Annotated in this window: 18 protein-coding genes; 11 read left to right on the top strand and 7 right to left on the bottom strand. The window is 68.4% G+C overall.

The features are described 5' to 3' along the window. The first annotated feature begins 19 nt into the window (after positions 1-19). The gene (locus tag ACPPVQ_RS07065; protein WP_426520023.1) at positions 20-1,549 is read left to right on the top strand and encodes a DUF7059 domain-containing protein; all 1,530 of its coding nucleotides are present in this window, start codon (positions 20-22) and stop codon (positions 1,547-1,549) included. A 12-nt stretch (positions 1,550-1,561) separates the two neighbouring features. Here the strand turns inward: ACPPVQ_RS07065 and ACPPVQ_RS07070 are convergent, their stop codons facing one another. Then, positions 1,562-2,074 carry a metallophosphoesterase family protein gene (locus tag ACPPVQ_RS07070; RefSeq protein ID WP_426520025.1) on the bottom strand — a complete coding sequence of 171 codons (513 nt, stop codon included), beginning with the start codon at positions 2,072-2,074 and terminating at the stop codon, positions 1,562-1,564. Between the two features lie 93 nt (positions 2,075-2,167). Between ACPPVQ_RS07070 and ACPPVQ_RS07075 the strand changes: the two genes are divergently transcribed. Further along, on the top strand, positions 2,168-2,725 hold the full coding sequence (locus ACPPVQ_RS07075) for a DUF4287 domain-containing protein (RefSeq protein ID WP_426520027.1): 558 nt from the start codon (positions 2,168-2,170) through the stop codon (positions 2,723-2,725). Between the two features lie 38 nt (positions 2,726-2,763). Then, positions 2,764-3,795, top strand: a complete 1,032-nt coding sequence (locus ACPPVQ_RS07080) for an aldo/keto reductase (protein ID WP_426520029.1) — start codon at positions 2,764-2,766, stop codon at positions 3,793-3,795. Between the two features lie 3 nt (positions 3,796-3,798). Here ACPPVQ_RS07080 and ACPPVQ_RS07085 read toward each other — a convergent pair whose 3' ends face one another. After that, a complete protein-coding gene (locus ACPPVQ_RS07085) occupies positions 3,799-4,410 on the bottom strand; it encodes an NADPH-dependent FMN reductase (RefSeq protein ID WP_426520031.1) in 612 nt (203 codons plus the stop codon). Positions 4,411-4,547: 137 nt separating this feature from the next. Between ACPPVQ_RS07085 and ACPPVQ_RS07090 the strand changes: the two genes are divergently transcribed. The 3 genes from ACPPVQ_RS07090 to ACPPVQ_RS07100 all read left to right on the top strand — a co-directional run bounded on the left by ACPPVQ_RS07090 (position 4,548) and on the right by ACPPVQ_RS07100 (position 7,866). Next, a complete protein-coding gene (locus ACPPVQ_RS07090; RefSeq protein WP_426520033.1) occupies positions 4,548-4,865 on the top strand; it encodes a hypothetical protein in 318 nt (105 codons plus the stop codon). Between the two features lie 74 nt (positions 4,866-4,939). Continuing rightward, positions 4,940-5,920, top strand: a complete 981-nt coding sequence (locus tag ACPPVQ_RS07095) for an ATP-binding protein (RefSeq protein ID WP_426520035.1) — start codon at positions 4,940-4,942, stop codon at positions 5,918-5,920. Next, entirely contained in the window at positions 5,917-7,866 is a 1,950-nt protein-coding gene (locus ACPPVQ_RS07100) for a LuxR C-terminal-related transcriptional regulator (protein ID WP_426520037.1), read from the top strand. Before ACPPVQ_RS07095 ends, ACPPVQ_RS07100 begins: the two co-directional genes overlap by 4 nt. Before the next feature lie 27 nt (positions 7,867-7,893). On the opposite strand, the gene ACPPVQ_RS07105 is transcribed toward ACPPVQ_RS07100, so the two are convergent. From ACPPVQ_RS07105 to ACPPVQ_RS07115, 3 genes are all read right to left on the bottom strand, one after another. Next, positions 7,894-8,673 (bottom strand): DUF2510 domain-containing protein, encoded by a 780-nt coding sequence (locus ACPPVQ_RS07105; protein WP_426520039.1) that lies wholly within the window; start codon positions 8,671-8,673, stop codon positions 7,894-7,896. Positions 8,674-8,850: 177 nt separating this feature from the next. Further along, a complete protein-coding gene (locus ACPPVQ_RS07110; RefSeq protein WP_426520041.1) occupies positions 8,851-9,228 on the bottom strand; it encodes a TraR/DksA family transcriptional regulator in 378 nt (125 codons plus the stop codon). 25 nt (positions 9,229-9,253) lie between these two features. After that, positions 9,254-9,739, bottom strand: a complete 486-nt coding sequence (locus ACPPVQ_RS07115) for a glutathione peroxidase (protein ID WP_426520043.1) — start codon at positions 9,737-9,739, stop codon at positions 9,254-9,256. A 152-nt stretch (positions 9,740-9,891) separates the two neighbouring features. Here ACPPVQ_RS07115 and ACPPVQ_RS07120 point away from each other — a divergent pair, with 152 nt between their 5' ends. After that, positions 9,892-10,941, top strand: a complete 1,050-nt coding sequence (locus ACPPVQ_RS07120) for an NADP-dependent oxidoreductase (RefSeq protein ID WP_426520045.1) — start codon at positions 9,892-9,894, stop codon at positions 10,939-10,941. A gap of 10 nt (positions 10,942-10,951) precedes the next feature. Here the strand turns inward: ACPPVQ_RS07120 and ACPPVQ_RS07125 are convergent, their stop codons facing one another. Then, on the bottom strand, positions 10,952-11,878 hold the full coding sequence (locus tag ACPPVQ_RS07125) for a sulfurtransferase (RefSeq protein ID WP_426520046.1): 927 nt from the start codon (positions 11,876-11,878) through the stop codon (positions 10,952-10,954). A gap of 71 nt (positions 11,879-11,949) precedes the next feature. After that, positions 11,950-13,335, bottom strand: coding sequence for an L-serine ammonia-lyase (locus tag ACPPVQ_RS07130; protein ID WP_426520048.1), 1,386 nt, complete (start codon positions 13,333-13,335; stop codon positions 11,950-11,952). Positions 13,336-13,481: 146 nt separating this feature from the next. Between ACPPVQ_RS07130 and ACPPVQ_RS07135 the strand changes: the two genes are divergently transcribed. The 4 genes from ACPPVQ_RS07135 to ACPPVQ_RS07150 all read left to right on the top strand — a co-directional run bounded on the left by ACPPVQ_RS07135 (position 13,482) and on the right by ACPPVQ_RS07150 (position 16,140). Further along, complete coding sequence (locus tag ACPPVQ_RS07135; RefSeq protein ID WP_426520050.1) at positions 13,482-13,718, top strand: helix-turn-helix domain-containing protein; 237 nt, start codon at positions 13,482-13,484, stop codon at positions 13,716-13,718. After that, positions 13,711-14,184 carry a Clp protease N-terminal domain-containing protein gene (locus ACPPVQ_RS07140; protein WP_426520052.1) on the top strand — a complete coding sequence of 158 codons (474 nt, stop codon included), beginning with the start codon at positions 13,711-13,713 and terminating at the stop codon, positions 14,182-14,184. The genes ACPPVQ_RS07135 and ACPPVQ_RS07140 overlap by 8 nt, the downstream gene beginning before the upstream one ends. 124 nt (positions 14,185-14,308) lie before the next feature. Continuing rightward, complete coding sequence (locus ACPPVQ_RS07145) at positions 14,309-15,313, top strand: ATP-binding cassette domain-containing protein (RefSeq protein WP_426520054.1); 1,005 nt, start codon at positions 14,309-14,311, stop codon at positions 15,311-15,313. Next, positions 15,310-16,140 carry an ABC transporter permease gene (locus tag ACPPVQ_RS07150; RefSeq protein ID WP_426520056.1) on the top strand — a complete coding sequence of 277 codons (831 nt, stop codon included), beginning with the start codon at positions 15,310-15,312 and terminating at the stop codon, positions 16,138-16,140. The genes ACPPVQ_RS07145 and ACPPVQ_RS07150 overlap by 4 nt, the downstream gene beginning before the upstream one ends. The last annotated feature ends 26 nt before the right edge of the window (positions 16,141-16,166 follow it).

Consider the following 16,166-nt stretch of genomic DNA (forward strand, 5'->3'; position numbering starts at 1 on the left):
GATGGAGTTGAATGGTGCGATGACCGATTCCGTGGACCGCCTTCGGGCCGATCTGGTCGCGGCGCGGTTCTCGGTCACCGAACTCGGGGTGCTCTGGGGTGAGGTTGCCGCGGCGGCCCTGTACCGGGGCCAGCGCATCCCGGCCCTCCGCGCTATCGATACGTACCGGTCGGGGCCGTCGGCAGGGCTCGCAACCCTCGCCCGCGTCTTCGTGCTGGGCGCCCCGGCTCCGGTCGGGGAGTTCGGGCGCGCCCTGCCTGGGCTCACGGTCGACGGCGCGGTGGAGCTCGGCCTGGTCGCGGTGGAGGACGGCCTCGCGGTTCCCCGGATCGACCTGCGGCCGTACAGTTTCGTGGATGCCCTGGGCGCGGGCGAATGGTGGATCGCATCCGATCTGGGCGAGCTCGCGCTCGGCCACGCGCTACCCGAAGACCATGTGCTCGGGGTGGGCGGGGCGTCGATGACGCTGAGCGGGCTGATGTTTCAGGCGCCGGTCGCATCCGCACTCGACCTCGGCACCGGATGCGGAATCCAGGCGCTGCATGCGTCGCGGCACGCAGACCGCGTCGTTGCGACCGACATCTCGGACCGAGCGCTCGAGCTCGCCGCATTCAACGCCCGCCTGAACGGCGTGGGGAACATCGAATTCCGCAACGGCAGCCTGTTCTCGCCGGTCGCCGGCGAGCGATTCGGCCAGATCGTGTCCAACCCGCCGTTCGTGATCACGCCGCGCCGCGACGGCGTGCCCGCATACGAATACCGGGACGGCGGGATGATCGGAGACGCCCTCGTCGAAGCCGTCGTCGAGAGCGCTGCGCGATTCCTCGCTTCCGGCGGTGTCGCCCAGCTTCTCGCCAACTGGGAGTACCGCGGCGACGGCGACGCCTTCGACCGGGTGCGCGGCTGGCTCGACACCGGGCCCGCAGCGGAACTGGACGCGTGGGTGATCGAGCGCGACGTCCAGGATGCCGCCGAATACGCCGAGACGTGGATCCGCGACGGCGGAACGCGGCCGGGAACGGCGGAATTCGACGCGTTGCTCGCGGCATGGCTCGACGATTTCGCGGCCAGGGGAGTGACCTCGGTCGGATTCGGCTATGTGCTGCTGCGACGGCCCGAGGCGGGAGCTCCGACACTGCGCAGGCTGGAGCGGCTGCATGGGGCGCTGGGGGAGAACGAGGCTGGACTCGGCGTGCACCTCGGTACCGCTTTCGCCGCCCACGACTGGGAGGCCGGCACGCCGGATGAGGCACTCCTGTCCTCCCGCCTCGCTGCGGCCCCCGATGTGACCGAGGAACGCCACTTCTGGCCGGGCGCCGAGGGCCCGACGGCCATGTTGCTGCGCCAGGGTGGAGGCTTCGGCCGCACAATCCAGGCCGGTACGGCGCTGATCGCGCTCGTCGGCGCGTGCGACGGGGAGCTGACCGTTGGCGCGATCGCCGCGGCGATCGCCGACCTCCTCGAGGTCGATGCCGCCGAACTGACCGCGGAGCTGCTGCCTTCGGTGCGTGCGCTCATCGGCGACGGCTTCCTGGTTCCCGTCGCCTGACCCGGGCGGCGGTCAGGTCAGCGCGACGAGTTCGACGTCGCGCAGCGCCCCATCGGAGACGGTGGCCGTCAGAAAGGTGTGATGGGGCTGGCGCCGCCGATCGGTGGGCGAGCCCGGGTTGAGGAGCCGGAGTCCGCGCGGGGAGGTCGTGTCCCAGGGAATGTGGCTGTGCCCGAACACGAGCACGTCGGCGTCGGGAAACGCGCGGTCCATGCGGGCCTCCCGGCCCTCGGACGGCCCGGTCTCGTGCACAACGGCGAAGCGCAGCCCTCCGAGCCCGGCACGCGCCACCTCGGGGAGCCTGAGGCGCAGGTCTGCCCCGTCGTTGTTCCCGAAGACGGCGACGAGCCGTCGCGAGCGCGAATCGAGCGCGTCGAGCGTAGCGGAGTCGACCCAGTCACCGGCGTGGATGACGACATCCGCCTCATCCACGGCCCGCCACAGGGCGGGCGGGAGCTCGCGGGCGCGCTTCGGGATGTGGGTGTCGCTCATCACGACCAGGCGGAGCGAGGATCCCGGGGTCATGCCTCCAGCCTAGGCGCGCCTCGTGCGCGGTGCCGGGATGTGCCAGAGTGGATGGGCAGCGGATCTGCGCAGATCGCCGACGGGGAGGAAAACATGTCGTTCCAGGCATATCTCGACACGATCACCGCCAGGACGGGAATGTCGATCGATCAGCTGCTCGCGATCGCCCACGACAAGGGCTTCGATTCGCCGTCCACCAGAGCGGGCGACGTCGTCACCTGGCTGGGCGACGACTACGGACTCGGGCGCGGTCACGCCATGGCGATCGTGCAGCTGCTGAAGAACCAGGCGGCTGGGCCGTCGACGCAGGCCGACAAGGTGGATGCCGTCTTCTCGGGCACCCGGGCCCGCTGGCGTGACGCATACGACTCCGTTCTCGATCGCGCACAGGGATGGGGCGACGACGTCTCCGTCGCGCCGACCGACAGCTACGTGAGCCTCACCAAAGGCGGCAGGAAGTTCGCTGTCGTCCAGCCGACGGGGGAACGCCTCGACCTCGGCATCAAGCGCAAGGGCGTCGACCCGACCGGGCGGTTCGCTGCTGCGGGCAGCTGGAACGCGATGGTGACCCACCGGGTGCGCATCACCGACCGTGCAGAGCTCGACGACGAGGTCTTCGACTGGCTGAAGGCCGCATACGACGCGAACTGACCCTGCACGAGAGGCGCTCACGGGTCTAGCGTCGAGGCATGGACTATCGCACACTGGGCCCCAGCGGAACCGTCGTCTCCGAGTTCGCGCTCGGAACGATGACCTTCGGGGCAGAAGCCGACGAGACCGACTCGCACGCGATCTTCGACGCGTTCGTCGAGGCGGGCGGAACGTTCGTCGACACGGCCGACGTCTACAGTGCAGGCGCATCGGAGTCGATCATCGGTCGCTGGCTGGCAGTGCATCCGACCGACCGTGAGCGCCTCGTGCTCGCCACGAAGGGACGGTTCCCGACGGGCGAGGGGCCGAACGACCTCGGACTCTCGCGCACACACCTTCGCCGGGCACTCGAAGCGTCGCTCCGCCGACTCGGGGTCGACCACATCGACCTGTACCAGATGCACGCGTGGGACGGCCTGACCCCGATCGAGGAGACGCTGCGCTTCCTCGATGACGCGGTGAGCCGGGGCATGATCGGGTACTACGGCTTCTCGAATTATCTGGGCTGGCAGCTCACCAAGGCCGTGCACATCGCGAAGGCGAACGGATGGACGCCACCGGTCACGCTGCAGCCCCAGTACAACCTATTGGTGCGCGGCATCGAGCATGAGGTCGTTCCGGCCGCGATCGACGCAGGCGTCGGCCTCCTTCCGTGGTCGCCGCTGGCAGGCGGCTGGCTGAGCGGCAAATATGTGCGCGACCAGGCGCCGACGGGTGCGACGAGGCTGGGGGAGAATCCGAAGCGGGGCATGGAGGCCTGGGACAACCGCAATGCCGACCCCCGCACGTGGGAGGTCGTCGATGCGGTGGCGCGGGTTGCCGGCGCGCACGGCGTCTCGTCGTCGCAGGTCGCGCTGGCGTGGCTGCTGGAGCGTCCGGCCGTGACGTCCGTCATCCTGGGCGCCCGCACGGTCGGCCAGCTCGCGGACAACCTCGCCGCCGGTGACCTCGAACTCACCGACGATGAGGTGCGGATGCTCGACAGGGTGAGCAGCCCGCGCGCCGACGACTACCCGTACGGGGCACCGGCGATCACGCAGCGGAGCCGCAAGCTGTCCGGCGGTCGCTGACGGTCATCCGCGCGCATCGCCCCTGGCCGGGCTGGGAACGACGGTGAGCACGCGCTCGATGTATTCGTAGAACGACACCATCCACGCGCGGAGGAAGTCCTCGGTCGCCGGGTTCGTGATCTCGCCTTCGGGGGTGATGAGGCCGGGACGCACCGTGATGTAGGCCTCCGGCGCGTTCATCTGCGGCGCGTTCAGGAAGCTCAGGATGCTGCGCAGGCCCTGCTGGGCGACGGCCGTTCCGATTGCGCCGGGCGACGCGCCGATCACGGCGGTGGCTTTGCGCGCGATGACATTCGCCCCGTGGGGACGGCTCGCCCAGTCGATCGCGTTCTTGAGGGCACCGGGAATCGAACGGTTGTACTCGGGCGTGACGAACAGGAGGGCGTCCTGTTCGGCGATCGATGCCTTGAAGTCGATCGCCGACTGCGGGAAGTGGCCGTCGAGATCGCGGTTGTAGAGCGGGAGGTCCTTGATCACGATCTCGGTGAACTCCAGTTCGCGCGGCGCGAGGCGCATGAGCGCGCGGGCGAGAGTGCGGTTGATCGACTGCTCGGAGAGGCTTCCGATGAAATAGCCGACGTAGTAGGGCGGGGTGTGCTCGATGGGAGAGGCCATGCCTCCAGCTTTCTCCCCGTGCGCGTCTGTGTCGAGGCTCCGGGCGGGGGATAAATAGGGCATCCTCCCGATGCCGGGCACCCACCTTAGAAACCAGCATTGATGACAGAGAGAGCACGAAGAACAGGGGAGAGATCATGCAGTTCGCCGAAGAGTTCACCGCACACAGGCTCAACGCATATGCCGAGGCCGAGCGCGCACGTGAGATCGAGCTTCGCCGGGTCATCGCCGAGCGCAAGGCGCTCGCGAAAGATGAGCGTGCGACCGCTCGCCGGGCACGCAAGGTCGGGGTCGTGGCCGCGCCGGAGGCGGTGGCTGCGATCGTGCCGGAGACGGTGACCGTCGAGGCGATCCTGCGCTCGGCGCCTGTCGTCGTCGGCGCTCCTGCCGGCGATGAAGCGGCGCCCCTGGTGGAATCCGGGGCGGGCAGAGAGCTCCACGCGGCGGTGCGATGACCGCTCGTTCGCCGCTGGCGAAGGGGGTGGGGAAACCCCCTTCGAACGTCGGTGGTTCGTGGCACGATGAAGCCATGAAGTCACCGGCGGCGAGCCCCTCCATGATCGGGCGCGAACCCGATCTCGAGACGTTGCGTGAACAGCTCGCGGAGAGTTCCGAGGGGTCTCCCCGGGCCGTCGTCGTTGGTGGAGAGGCCGGCATCGGCAAGACGCGCCTGCTCGATGAATTCCGGGCAGAGGCATCGCGTTCGGCGCTCGTCCTGACGGGGCGCAGCGTCGACCTCGGCGCTGACGGGGCTCCGTACGCGCCGTTCACCGGCATCCTCCGGCAGCTCGCAGACGACATCGGAATCGGCGCGCTCCTCGATGCCGCCGGCCCCAGCCGCAGTGCGCTGACGGTGCTGCTTCCCGAGCTGAGCTCGATCGAGGGGCTCGACTCGCCGGGAACGGCGGCGCGCACGGGCGTCGAACGCCTCTACGAACTCGTCGCGGTGCTGTTCGAGAACGTCTCGCGGGAGCGCCAGCTCGTCATCATCATCGAAGACATCCACTGGGCCGACGCGGCCACCCTCGAGCTCGTCCGCTTCCTGATCCGCATGCTGGCCGGCGGAAAGATCCTGATCGTGCTCAGCTACCGCAGCGATGAGGTGCTGCGCGGGCATCCGCTGCGTTCCTACCTGCCTGAGCTCGAGCGCACGCGACGCGTGGTGCGCTGGGAGCTCGGGCGCCTCGACCGGGCCCAGGTCGCGACACAGTCGGAGCAGATCCTCGGGTGCCCGGCCGATGCCGCCACTGTCGACCGGGTCTACCAGCTCAGCGAGGGTGTCCCGTTCTTCGTCGAAGAGCTGATCGGCATCGACCACCTCGGAACAGGCGACGACCTCCCTGAGACACTTCGCGAGCTCCTGCTCGCACGGTATGAACGGCTCAGCGAACCGACCCAGCACGTGCTCCGGCTCATCTCCGCGGGGGGCGGCTGCGTCGATCACGAAGTCCTCGCCGCTGTGTTCACGGGAACGCCTGAGGAGCTCGAGCCGCCGCGCGCGAAGCGGTGACCGCAAACGTGCTCACCACCGACGACAACGAGTACTCGTTCCGGCACGCCCTGGTGCGTGAGGCGATCCACGCCGACCTCCTTCCCGGGGAGCGTGCACGCTTCCACACCCGCTACGCCGAGGCGTTCGAAAGCGGCCGGGGCGGCCCGAGGTCGGCGAGCGAGATCTCGTATCACTGGATGGCCGCTCATGACGTCGGTCGTGCCTTCGTCGCAACGCTCGAGGCGATGGAAGAATCGCGCCTCTCGTACGCGTACGGTGCTGCCGCGACGATGGGCGAACGGGCGATAGAGCTGTGGGATCGCGTCGCCGACGCGGAAGCGATCGCCGGGCGCACCCGGGTCGACCTGCTGGCCCAGACCGCGTCCGCGCTGCGGAACGCCGGCGAGGGCGAGCGCGCGCTGTCGATGGTGAACATGGCCATCGCAGAGTGCCCGCGAAAGGCGGGAGACCGGTACGCGCGACTCCTGCGGGACAAGGCCCAGTACCTGGCCAACCTCAGCCGGCCTGGCTCGGCCCAGTTGCTGCAGGAGGCGCTCGAGCTGCTCCCGGTCGCTCACGACGGCGCAGACCAGGACGGCGAGCTGCGTGCCCAGTTGCTCGGTGAGCTCGCCGGTCGCCTCATGCTGGAGGCGCGCTACGCCGAAGCCATCGAGACGGCGACGCGGGCGTACGAGACGGCGAGTGCCCGGGGAGCGACCGAGCGCATGTCGATCGCCGCGACCATGCGCGGCGTCTCCCGTGTCGGCGAAGGCGAGATCGACGGTGGGCTCGCCGACCTCGAGAGAGCGAAGACCCTCGCCGGTACCGACGGAGGGTCGCTGCTGCGCTATTTCGTCAACGCATCCGATGTGATGAACCTCCTCGGCCGGTACGACGATGCGATCGCGATCGCTCAGACCGGGGCCGAGCGGGCGCGCGATCGTGGCGTTGAGCGCACTTCTGGAGTAATGCTCTCGTCGAACACCGTCGAACCGCTCCTGGCGGCCGGGCGACTCGATACAGCCGAGTCGTTGCTCGATCCCGCCCTCGCGCTGGATCCGCCACCGGGATTCCGGGTGCACCTGCAGCGCATGAAGCTGTGGCTCACGCTGTGGCGCGGTGATGCATCGCGCGCTGACGAGCTGCTTCGGGGCTGGCGCAGCGGCATGCTCGTGCAGAGCGAACTCGAAATGCAGTCACGGCTCGGGTTCGCACGTGTCGCCGCCGAGATCGCCTACGCCCACGGTGACCTGCAGCGTGCGTGGAACGATGCGGGTGCGATCACCTCTGCCTCGCGCCGCCCGATGCCGGCATATGATCTTCCGCTGCTCGCCATCGCGGCGCGTGTCCTCGTCGCTCTCGGCAGAGTCGACCCGACGATAGACGCTCCACGTGAAGAAGCGCGGCTCCGCACGGTCATGGCGGGCCTCGAGGGCTGGCCGACGGCTACCGTGTGGCGTGCGGTCATCGACGCTGAGCTGGGTGGTGCGGAGCACGACGGTTCGTCCGTCGGTGCGTGGGAGGCAGCCGAAAAGGCGGTGCGGGCCGACACTGCACCGGCACACCTGCGCCCGTACACGCGGTTCCGGCTCGCGCAGGCCCTCGTCGTGGCCGGCGATCGTGCCGAGGCAGAGAACGCCGCCCGCACGGCGCGCTCTGACTCCGAGCGGCTCGGTCTGGGACTCATCACGCAGTGGATCGACGACTTCGCGGCGCACGCCGGTCTCGAGCTCAGCGACGATCCCGCCCCGCGTCCACGCGCCGAGCTCGACCCTGCCCGGCTGACCGACCGTGAAGCGCAGGTGCTCGCCCTCATCGAGCAGGGCCTCAGCAACCGCCAGATCGGAGAACAGCTCTACATCAGCGCCAAAACGGCGAGCGTTCACGTCTCGAGCATCCTGCGCAAAGTCGGCGCGGCATCCCGAACGGAAGCGGTCTACCGCGCGGCGCACAGCGGGCGCTGAGCGAAACAGGCCCCGTCGGGCGAGCGCTCAGTGGGTATCACCCGGACGGAGAAAACCCGCGGAAAGATAGTGGGCGACGCTGCCGGTGACCGTGCCCTCCACAGAGCTGAACTGTTCGGGGGCCGTCGGGGCCTCCACCACGAGAGCCAGGCCGACGACGCCACCGGCGACGATCACGACATTCGCGACCAGAACCACCAGGGGTGCCCACCCGTGGCCCGACGCGCGATGAACCCGGAGGAAACGCGCGACCTCATACGCCACAGGACTGAGAAGTACCCACGCCCAGGAGGCCCGCTTGCGGTAGCCCAGCGCGGCGAGACGCCTGCGATCCCTCACGGCGAAGGCGATCCACAGCAGCAGGGGCAGCATCACGGCTCCGAGCACCACGAACGGCGCTGCGCCGAGCGTGAGCAAGGCTCCGACAGTGACCGCGATCAGCAGGGTGATCCACGGTGTGAAGCTCATCGCCCAGATGCCGTACGTGTTCCAGCGCGTCGGGCGCAGCCACGCGGGTACGACAGGCGCGCGCCCGGATCGTGTGCCTTCCACAGAGCGGGCGGACGGCGAGTGGTCGCCCCCCGCGTTCTGCACGTCGGGTGTCAGTGCCGGCGCAACGGCAGCCCCGAGAGCCGGAATGCCGGCCCCGGCCGTCGACTCCTTGCCAGCGAAATCGCGTGCCGGAGTCGAAGGCTTTTGGGTGTGCTCGGTCCAGCTGAGCCCGTTCCACCAGCGCATGGTGGTCGACGACAGCGGATCTTCATACCAGCCGGCGTCGGGAACTGCCGCCTCCAACTGAATGGTCATCTGTCTGACCTCCTCCCACGTGCGCACCCGGTCCGGACACTCCGGAGACGGGCATACAACCGAGTCTATGGAAGGGGGGTGCGGGGTCGATTACCCCAAAGCGAGGGAAGCGGCGTCAACTCGGCCACCCCAAAGTGAGGGTCGGGCAGAAGGGGGCCAAGGCGGCCACGACCGGCGTCAGGCGCCGACGGACCGGGCGCAATCGATGCAGAGTTCTGCCGTCGGCCGCGCATTCAGACGATCGATTCCGATGGGCCGGCCGCACCGCACGCACACCCCGAACGTGCCATCGGCGAGACGGGACAGCGCGGCGTCCACGGCGTGAAGGTCGGCAGCGGCTTCGCGCTGCACGGCGTCGAGGCGCGACCACTCGAACGACAGCGTCGGCCCCTCAGGGTCGTGCTCGTCGTCGGCCTGCGCGTCGGCGCGGGCGGACAGGACGTCGCCCATCGACGCGGCAAGCGTGGTGGACTCGTCGGTGTCGAGTTCGCGACGCTGCTGCAGGATACGCTCGAACCGGGCGAGGGTCGGCGATGACAGTCCTGACGCGCTCATAGCGCCCGTCGCTTCGTGCCCGTCGTCAGGCGACGGGAAGCGACGCCTCGATGAGCTGGAGGATCTCCGGCGAATCCGGCTCGACCTGCGGCCGGAAGCGGTGGACCTCGCCGGTCGGAGTGACGATGAACTTCTCGAAGTTCCACTTGACCTTGCCGGCCTTGCCGCTCGCATCCGGCGTCTTGGTGAGCTCGGCGTAGAGCGGGTGCTGTGAGCGCCCGTTCACCCGCACCTTCTCCATCATCGGGAACGTGACACCCCAGGTCGTCGAGCAGTACTCCTTGATCGCATCCGTCGAGTTCAGCTCCTGCAGGAACTGGTTGCTCGGGATCCCGATCACCGTGAACCCGCGATCGCCGTACTCCTTCTGAAGGTTCTCGAGCTTCTCGTACTGGGGTGCGAGCCCGCAGCGGGAGGCCACGTTGACGATGAGGATGACCTTGCCGTCGAACGCAGCGAGCGAGGTCGCCTCGCCGTCGATGGTGTTGATGGGGATGTCGGTGAGACTCATGAGGCGAGTTTATGCATTCACTGCAAGTATTCGTACGCATGGAAGCGAACAATCCAGCCAAGTGTCAGTTTCACTCACAGAAATCGGCGCGGAGCGGCGTTGGGGTGCAGGATTGTGACGTCCACGAGACGCCAGGAACCCCAGGAGATGCTATGACCGACGACCTGAACACCACCCCAGCCCCTGCCCATTCGAGTTCGACCAGCCGCCAGTGGCAGCTGGTCAGGCGGCCGGTGGGATGGCCGGTCGACGAGGACTTCCGGTTCGTCACCGTCGAATTGCCGGAGCTCGCCGACGGCGAGATCCGGGTGCGCAACGAGTTCGTGTCGGTCGATCCGTACATGCGCGGACGCATGAACGACGTCAAGTCGTACACGCCACCGTACGCACTGGGTGCGACCATGGTCGGCGGCGCAGTGGGCCGCGTCGTGGAGTCCCGTTCGCCGTCTCACGCGGTCGGCGACCTCGTGCAGCACTTCCAGGGCTGGCGTGACGTCGCTCAGGGTCCCGGCGCACAGTTCCGCACGGTCGCCGAGGTGCCCGGTGTCCCGTCGTCTGCCTACCTCAGCGCGATCGGCATGACGAGCCTCACCGCGTGGGTCGGGCTGCTGGTCATCGCTGAGATGCGTCCGGGCGACACGGTGTTCGTATCCGGTGCGGCAGGCGCTGTCGGATCGGCCGTCGGCCAGATCGCGAAGCTGCGTGGCGCCGCCCGGGTGATCGGCAGCGCAGGTTCGGATGAGAAGGTCGCCCTGCTGACCGAGCGTTACGGATTCGACGCGGCATTCAACTATCGCAACGGCCACATCTCCCGCCAGCTCCAGGCGGCGGCCCCCGACGGTATCGACGTCTACTTCGACAACGTGGGCGGCGAGCACCTGGAGGCCGCGATCTTCGCGTTCAACGACGGCGGGCGCGCCGCTCTCTGTGGTGCCATCTCGGCATACAACGCCGAAACCGCCGAACCGGGGCCGCGCAACCTGTCGATGATCACGACGAAGGGGCTGACGCTGCGCGGGTTCACCATCGGCAACTATCAGCACCATGCCGCCGATTTCGCCGCCGAGATCGCCCCGAAGGTCGCGTCGGGCGAGATCGTCTACGACGAGACGGTCGTCGACGGCATCGAGAATGCGCTGGCCGCGTTCATCGGCCTGATGCGCGGAGAGAACACCGGCAAGATGGTCGTGCGGATCGCCTGAGGCGCAAGACTCAGGCGGCCACCTGCGCGAGCGGCGCGTCGTCGTCGTCCGCCCATTCGTTCAGCGAACCGTCGTAGATCGCGACGTCGGCCCTGCCGAGCAGGGCGAGAACGAGAGCGTCGGCTGCGGCTGCGATGCCGCCCCCGCAGTAGGTGACGATCGGGTCGGCAGAGGCGAGCACATCCGCGAATGTGGCGCGAAGCGCATCGAGCGGCAGCAGCGCGTTCGTCTCACGCGAGACGAGGCGGCCGGCCGGTGCACTCACACTGCCGGGGATGTGGCCGAGACGGCCCCGCTGGCCGGCTTCTCCGGCGAACTCCTTGGGCGGTACAGCGCAGACGAGGGTCGCCCGCTCCTGACCGTTCACCACGTCGTGCACAAACGACTTGTCCACCCAGCGCTCGGGGCGTTCCACCGGCACGAATGCCGTAACGGCTCGCGGCTCGACGTGACCGGTGTCGGTCGCTCGGCCTTCCGCCTTCCACTTGGTGAGCCCGCCGTCCAGAACGGCGACCCTGTCGTAGCCGAAGGCGCGGAACAGCCACCAGATGCGGGCGGCCCACGTGCCGACGACGGAGTCGTAGACGATCACGGTCGTCTGGTTGTCGATCCCGGCGGAAGCGGCGGCGGCTGCGAACTGCGCCGCATCCGGCCGGCTGAACGCGTAGGCGCCGGAGGGGTCGCTGAAGGTCTCGAGCAGGTCGGCGAACACCGAGCCGGGGATGTGCCCGTCGACGAGGTACTGGTCCAGTCCGCTGAGCCAGGCGAGGCCGCCGTGCGGATGCGGCACCTGCAGCACGGTCGCGTCGAGGATGACGAGCCCGTCGGAACCCAGGTGGTCGGCGAGCCACTGCGTCGACACGGTCGGCCCGTCGAGGGCGGCACCGACGATCGGGGTGGTCGCGGGAGCGTCAGGGGATGCGGATGAGCTGGTCACGTCGTCAACGCTAGCCAGTGCAGGCGACGGGCGCTTCGAGCGCCGCAACACGTCGTAATGCGGCGGACCGGTCAGCACTCGATGACGTTGACGGCGAGTCCGCCTTCGCTCGTCTCCTTGTACTTCGTGGACATGTCGAGGCCGGTCTGGCGCATGGTCTCGATCACGGTGTCGAGCGAGACGAGGTGGATCCCGTCGCCGTGGAGCGCGAGCCGGGCCGCGGAGACGGCGGTCGACGACGCGATGGCGTTGCGTTCGATGCATGGGATCTGAACCAGCCCGCCGACGGGGTCGCAGGTCAGGCCGAGATGGTGTTCCATCGCGATCTCGGCGGCGTTCTCCACCTGTCGTGGCGTTCCCCCGAGCACAGCGCACAGGGCGCCGGCCGCCATGGCGCACGCGGAGCCGACTTCGGCCTGGCAGCCTCCTTCGGCTCCGGAGATGGAGGCGTTCGCTTTGAACAGCGAGCCGATCGCCGTGGCGGTGAGGAGATATTTGCGGATGCCGTCCTGCGACGCCCCCGGAACGAACCTCATGTAGTAGTGGGCGACGGCGGGCACGATTCCCGCGGCGCCGTTGGTCGGGGCGGTCACGACGCGTCCCCCCGATGCGTTCTCTTCGTTGACGGCCAGCGCGAAGGCGTGGAGCCATTCGATGGAGGTGTCGCGCTGCGGCACGCGATCGGCGACCTCCAGGTGCTCGCGCAGGGCGGCGGCGCGTCGCCGCACACCGAGTCCGCCCGGGAGCGTGCCGTCGCCGGCGAGCCCGTTGGCGACACATTCGGCCATCGCCGACCAGATCAGGTCGAGCCGTTCGATCGTCTGCTTCTCGCCGTGCAGCGCGAATTCGTTGAGCCGCGCGACTTCGCAGATGGGGATGTCGAGGTCGTCGCAGATCCCGATGAGCTGGGCGGACGTGTGGTACGGAAGCGGATGCGCTGCACGAGCGGCGAGCTCGGCTTCTTCGCCGTCGCGGCGGATGAAACCGCCGCCGATCGAGTAATAGGTCTCTTCGACGAGGGGGAGCACATCCGTCGTGCCGTCCGGCCCCTGGCCCCAGGCGCTCAGGCTGAGTGCGTTGGGGTGGCCGGGCAGGCGGGTGCGCGGTTCGAACGCGATGTCGTCGCTGGAGATCGGGATGCGGTGCGTGCCCGCGAGCAGGATGGTCGCGTCGGTGCCGAGGCCGGCCCAGGCGCCGCGCACTTCGGCCGGATCGCAGGTCTCGGGGGCGATATCGGCGAGGCCCGCGATGACGGCGTCGGGTGTCCCGTGGCCGATGCCGGTCGCGCCGAGGGAGCCGTACAGGGTGCAGGTGACGTGGCTCACCTGGTCGAGGATCCCGTCGTCGGCGAGCCGGGTGGCGAACGCGCGCGCCGCACGCATCGGGCCGACAGTGTGGGAACTCGAGGGGCCGATGCCGATCGAGAAGAGGTCGAATGCCGAGACGTACGCTGTCACAATCCAAGTCTACGTTCCTGCTCGCGCACGATTCGTGCGCGAATGAGTGCACACGCGCACGAATGCGCCGGGCGGCCCACCTGCGCGTTCGCCGCGAATAAGCAACCGGGGTTGACAAAACTGGAGAAGCAACCTAAGTTGCTTACATGCCTCCCATCACACCAGATCCACTCGGCGGAGTGGCCGACGGACTGGCCTCGGTCGTCGCGCTCCGCGAACTCGCCGACCGGCTCGAAGACGCCGAAGTCGAACGCGCCCTCCGCGAAGGCTGGTCGTGGACCCAGGTCGCCGAAGCGCTCGGGGTGTCGCGGCAGGCCGCCCACAAGAAGCACCTGCGCCGTCTCGACGACGCGGGAATCGACCTCAGGAGACGAAATGGATGAGTCCTCCTTCCCGCGGACCCTCCGTCCGATCATCAACCGTGCGGTGAGCGAGGCCCAGCGTCGCGGTGACAGCGCGGTCGAGGCGGAACACCTCCTTCTCGCGCTGGCCGACGACACCGACAAGGATCCGGCTGCGACGCTCGCCGCCGCCGGCCTCGATCACGCGGGTGTCATCCGGGTACTGCGAGCCGAGCGTGCGGCGAGCCTCCAGTCCGCGGGCGTCGCCCCGGTACCGGATGAGCGGCTCGTCTCGACGGCGCGTGTCACCCGACCGCGCTGGGGTGCATCGGCACGGCAGACCTTGGTCATCGCATCACGCATGCGCACCGGCCCGGACCGCCGGCGCCGGATGGCCGAGAAAGATCTCGCCATCGCCCTGCTCGACCTGCAGCTCGGAACGGTGCCCAGGGCGCTCGAACTGGCCGGAATCGACCGTCAGGCTCTCGTCGCAGCCCTGTCGGACTGACGCCGCCACGCGCATCCGCTGCGGCTTTCACGGCACAGCTGCGCCTGTAAGCGCTGCGTAAGCCCCGTGTAAGTCACCCGCACCACCATTGACATCGCACCACGCATCCACAGAAAGGATCATCATGACCACCAGCTCCGACTGGGCTGTCGAAGCCCACGGGCTCGTCAAGGTCTTCGGCGACAACCGCGCGGTCGACGGCGTCGACCTCAGCGTTCGCGCCGGAACGGTCTACGGCGTGCTTGGCCCGAACGGGGCCGGCAAGACGACGACCATCAGCATGCTCGCCACCCTGCTCAAGCCCGACGGCGGAACGGCCACCATCTTCGGCCACGACGTGCGCCGCGAACAGCAGATCGTGCGCCAGCTCATCGGTGTGACCGCACAGTTCGCGTCGGTCGACGAGCGCCTGTCGGCCACCGAGAACCTGGTCATCTTCTCCCGCCTGCTCGGCCTCAGCCGCGCAGAGGCGAAGCGCAAGAGCGCCGAGCTGCTCGAAGAGTTCGGCCTGAGCGATGCCGCGAAGCGCCCGCTCAGCAAGTTCTCCGGCGGGATGCGCCGCCGCCTCGACCTCGCGGCGAGCCTGATCGCGCAGCCACCCCTCATCTTCCTCGACGAGCCGACCACCGGGCTCGACCCGCGCACCCGCGCCCAGATGTGGGACACCATCCGTCGCTTGGTCGCCACCGGTTCGACCGTGCTGCTCACCACGCAGTACCTCGACGAAGCCGACCAGCTCGCCGACCGCATCGCCGTGATCGACCGCGGGCGCGTCGTCGCCGAAGGCACATCGGATGAGCTGAAGGCGTCCGTGGGCGAGTCCTCCCTGCAGCTGCGACTCGCCGACCCCGCAGACATGGAGGACGCGCGCCGCGCGATCACCTCCGTGCTCGGCGTCGAGTCGGTCGTCTCGCCGGAAGGCACCCGCGTCACCGCGCCGATGCGCAACCCCGACATCGTCGCGGACCTGCTCGTCACCTTCCGCGAAGCCGGCATCCACCTCACCGAGATGTCCGTGCAGAAGCCGACGCTCGACGAGGTGTTCCTCACACTCACCGGGCACGGGGTCGACGACGAGAAGTCCGACGACGCCACCGACTCTGCAGAATCAGAAAGGGTCAGCGCATGAGCGCCGTCACCGTCAACACACCGACCATCACCCCACCGTCGGAGCGCAACCTCCGCAACCACGTCAGCATCCGACAGTCCATCGCCAATTCCTTGACGATGGCATACCGCGGTGTCCTCAAGATCAAGCGCACGCCAGAGCAACTGTTCGACGTCACGCTGCAGCCGATCATCTTCACAGTGATGTTCACCTACATCTTCGGTGGCGCGATCTCGGGAGACGTGCAGAGCTACCTGCCGATCATCATTCCGGGCATCCTCGTGCAGACCGTCATCACGACCTCGGTCGTGACCGGCGTGCAATTGCGCGAAGACATGGACAAAGGCGTGTTCGACCGCTTCAAGTCGCTGCCGATCGCACGCATAGCACCGCTCGCCGGCGCACTGCTGGCCGACACCATCCGGTACGCCATCGCAACGAGCATCACCTTCCTGATGGGCTACATCATGGGGTACCGTCCAGCGGCCGGCTTCGGGTTCGTCGTGCTCGCAGGGGTGCTCGTGATCGTCTCGTCCTGGGCGATCAGCTGGATCTTCGCCTTCTTCGGCGTGATCGCACGAACCGCGAGCTCTGTCCAGGGCATCTCGTTCCTGATCCTGTTCCCGCTCACGTTCCTCTCGAACGCCTTCGTGCCGGTCAACACGATGCCCGAATGGCTGCAGTGGTTCGTCAACATCAATCCGGTGTCTCACCTGGTGACTGCGGTGCGGGACCTGGCCAACAACGGCGTGTTCGGCGTCGACGCCTGGACGGCACTTCTCGGCGCCGCCGTGATCGTGCTGGTGTTCGCCCCTCTGACGGTGCGAGCCTATATGCGCAAGGCTTGACACCCTGGGACAGCGAAAGAGGGCTC

Origin of the sequence: Leifsonia sp. McL0618 (genome assembly GCF_049994905.1) — a bacterium.
Classification (GTDB): domain Bacteria; phylum Actinomycetota; class Actinomycetes; order Actinomycetales; family Microbacteriaceae; genus Diaminobutyricibacter.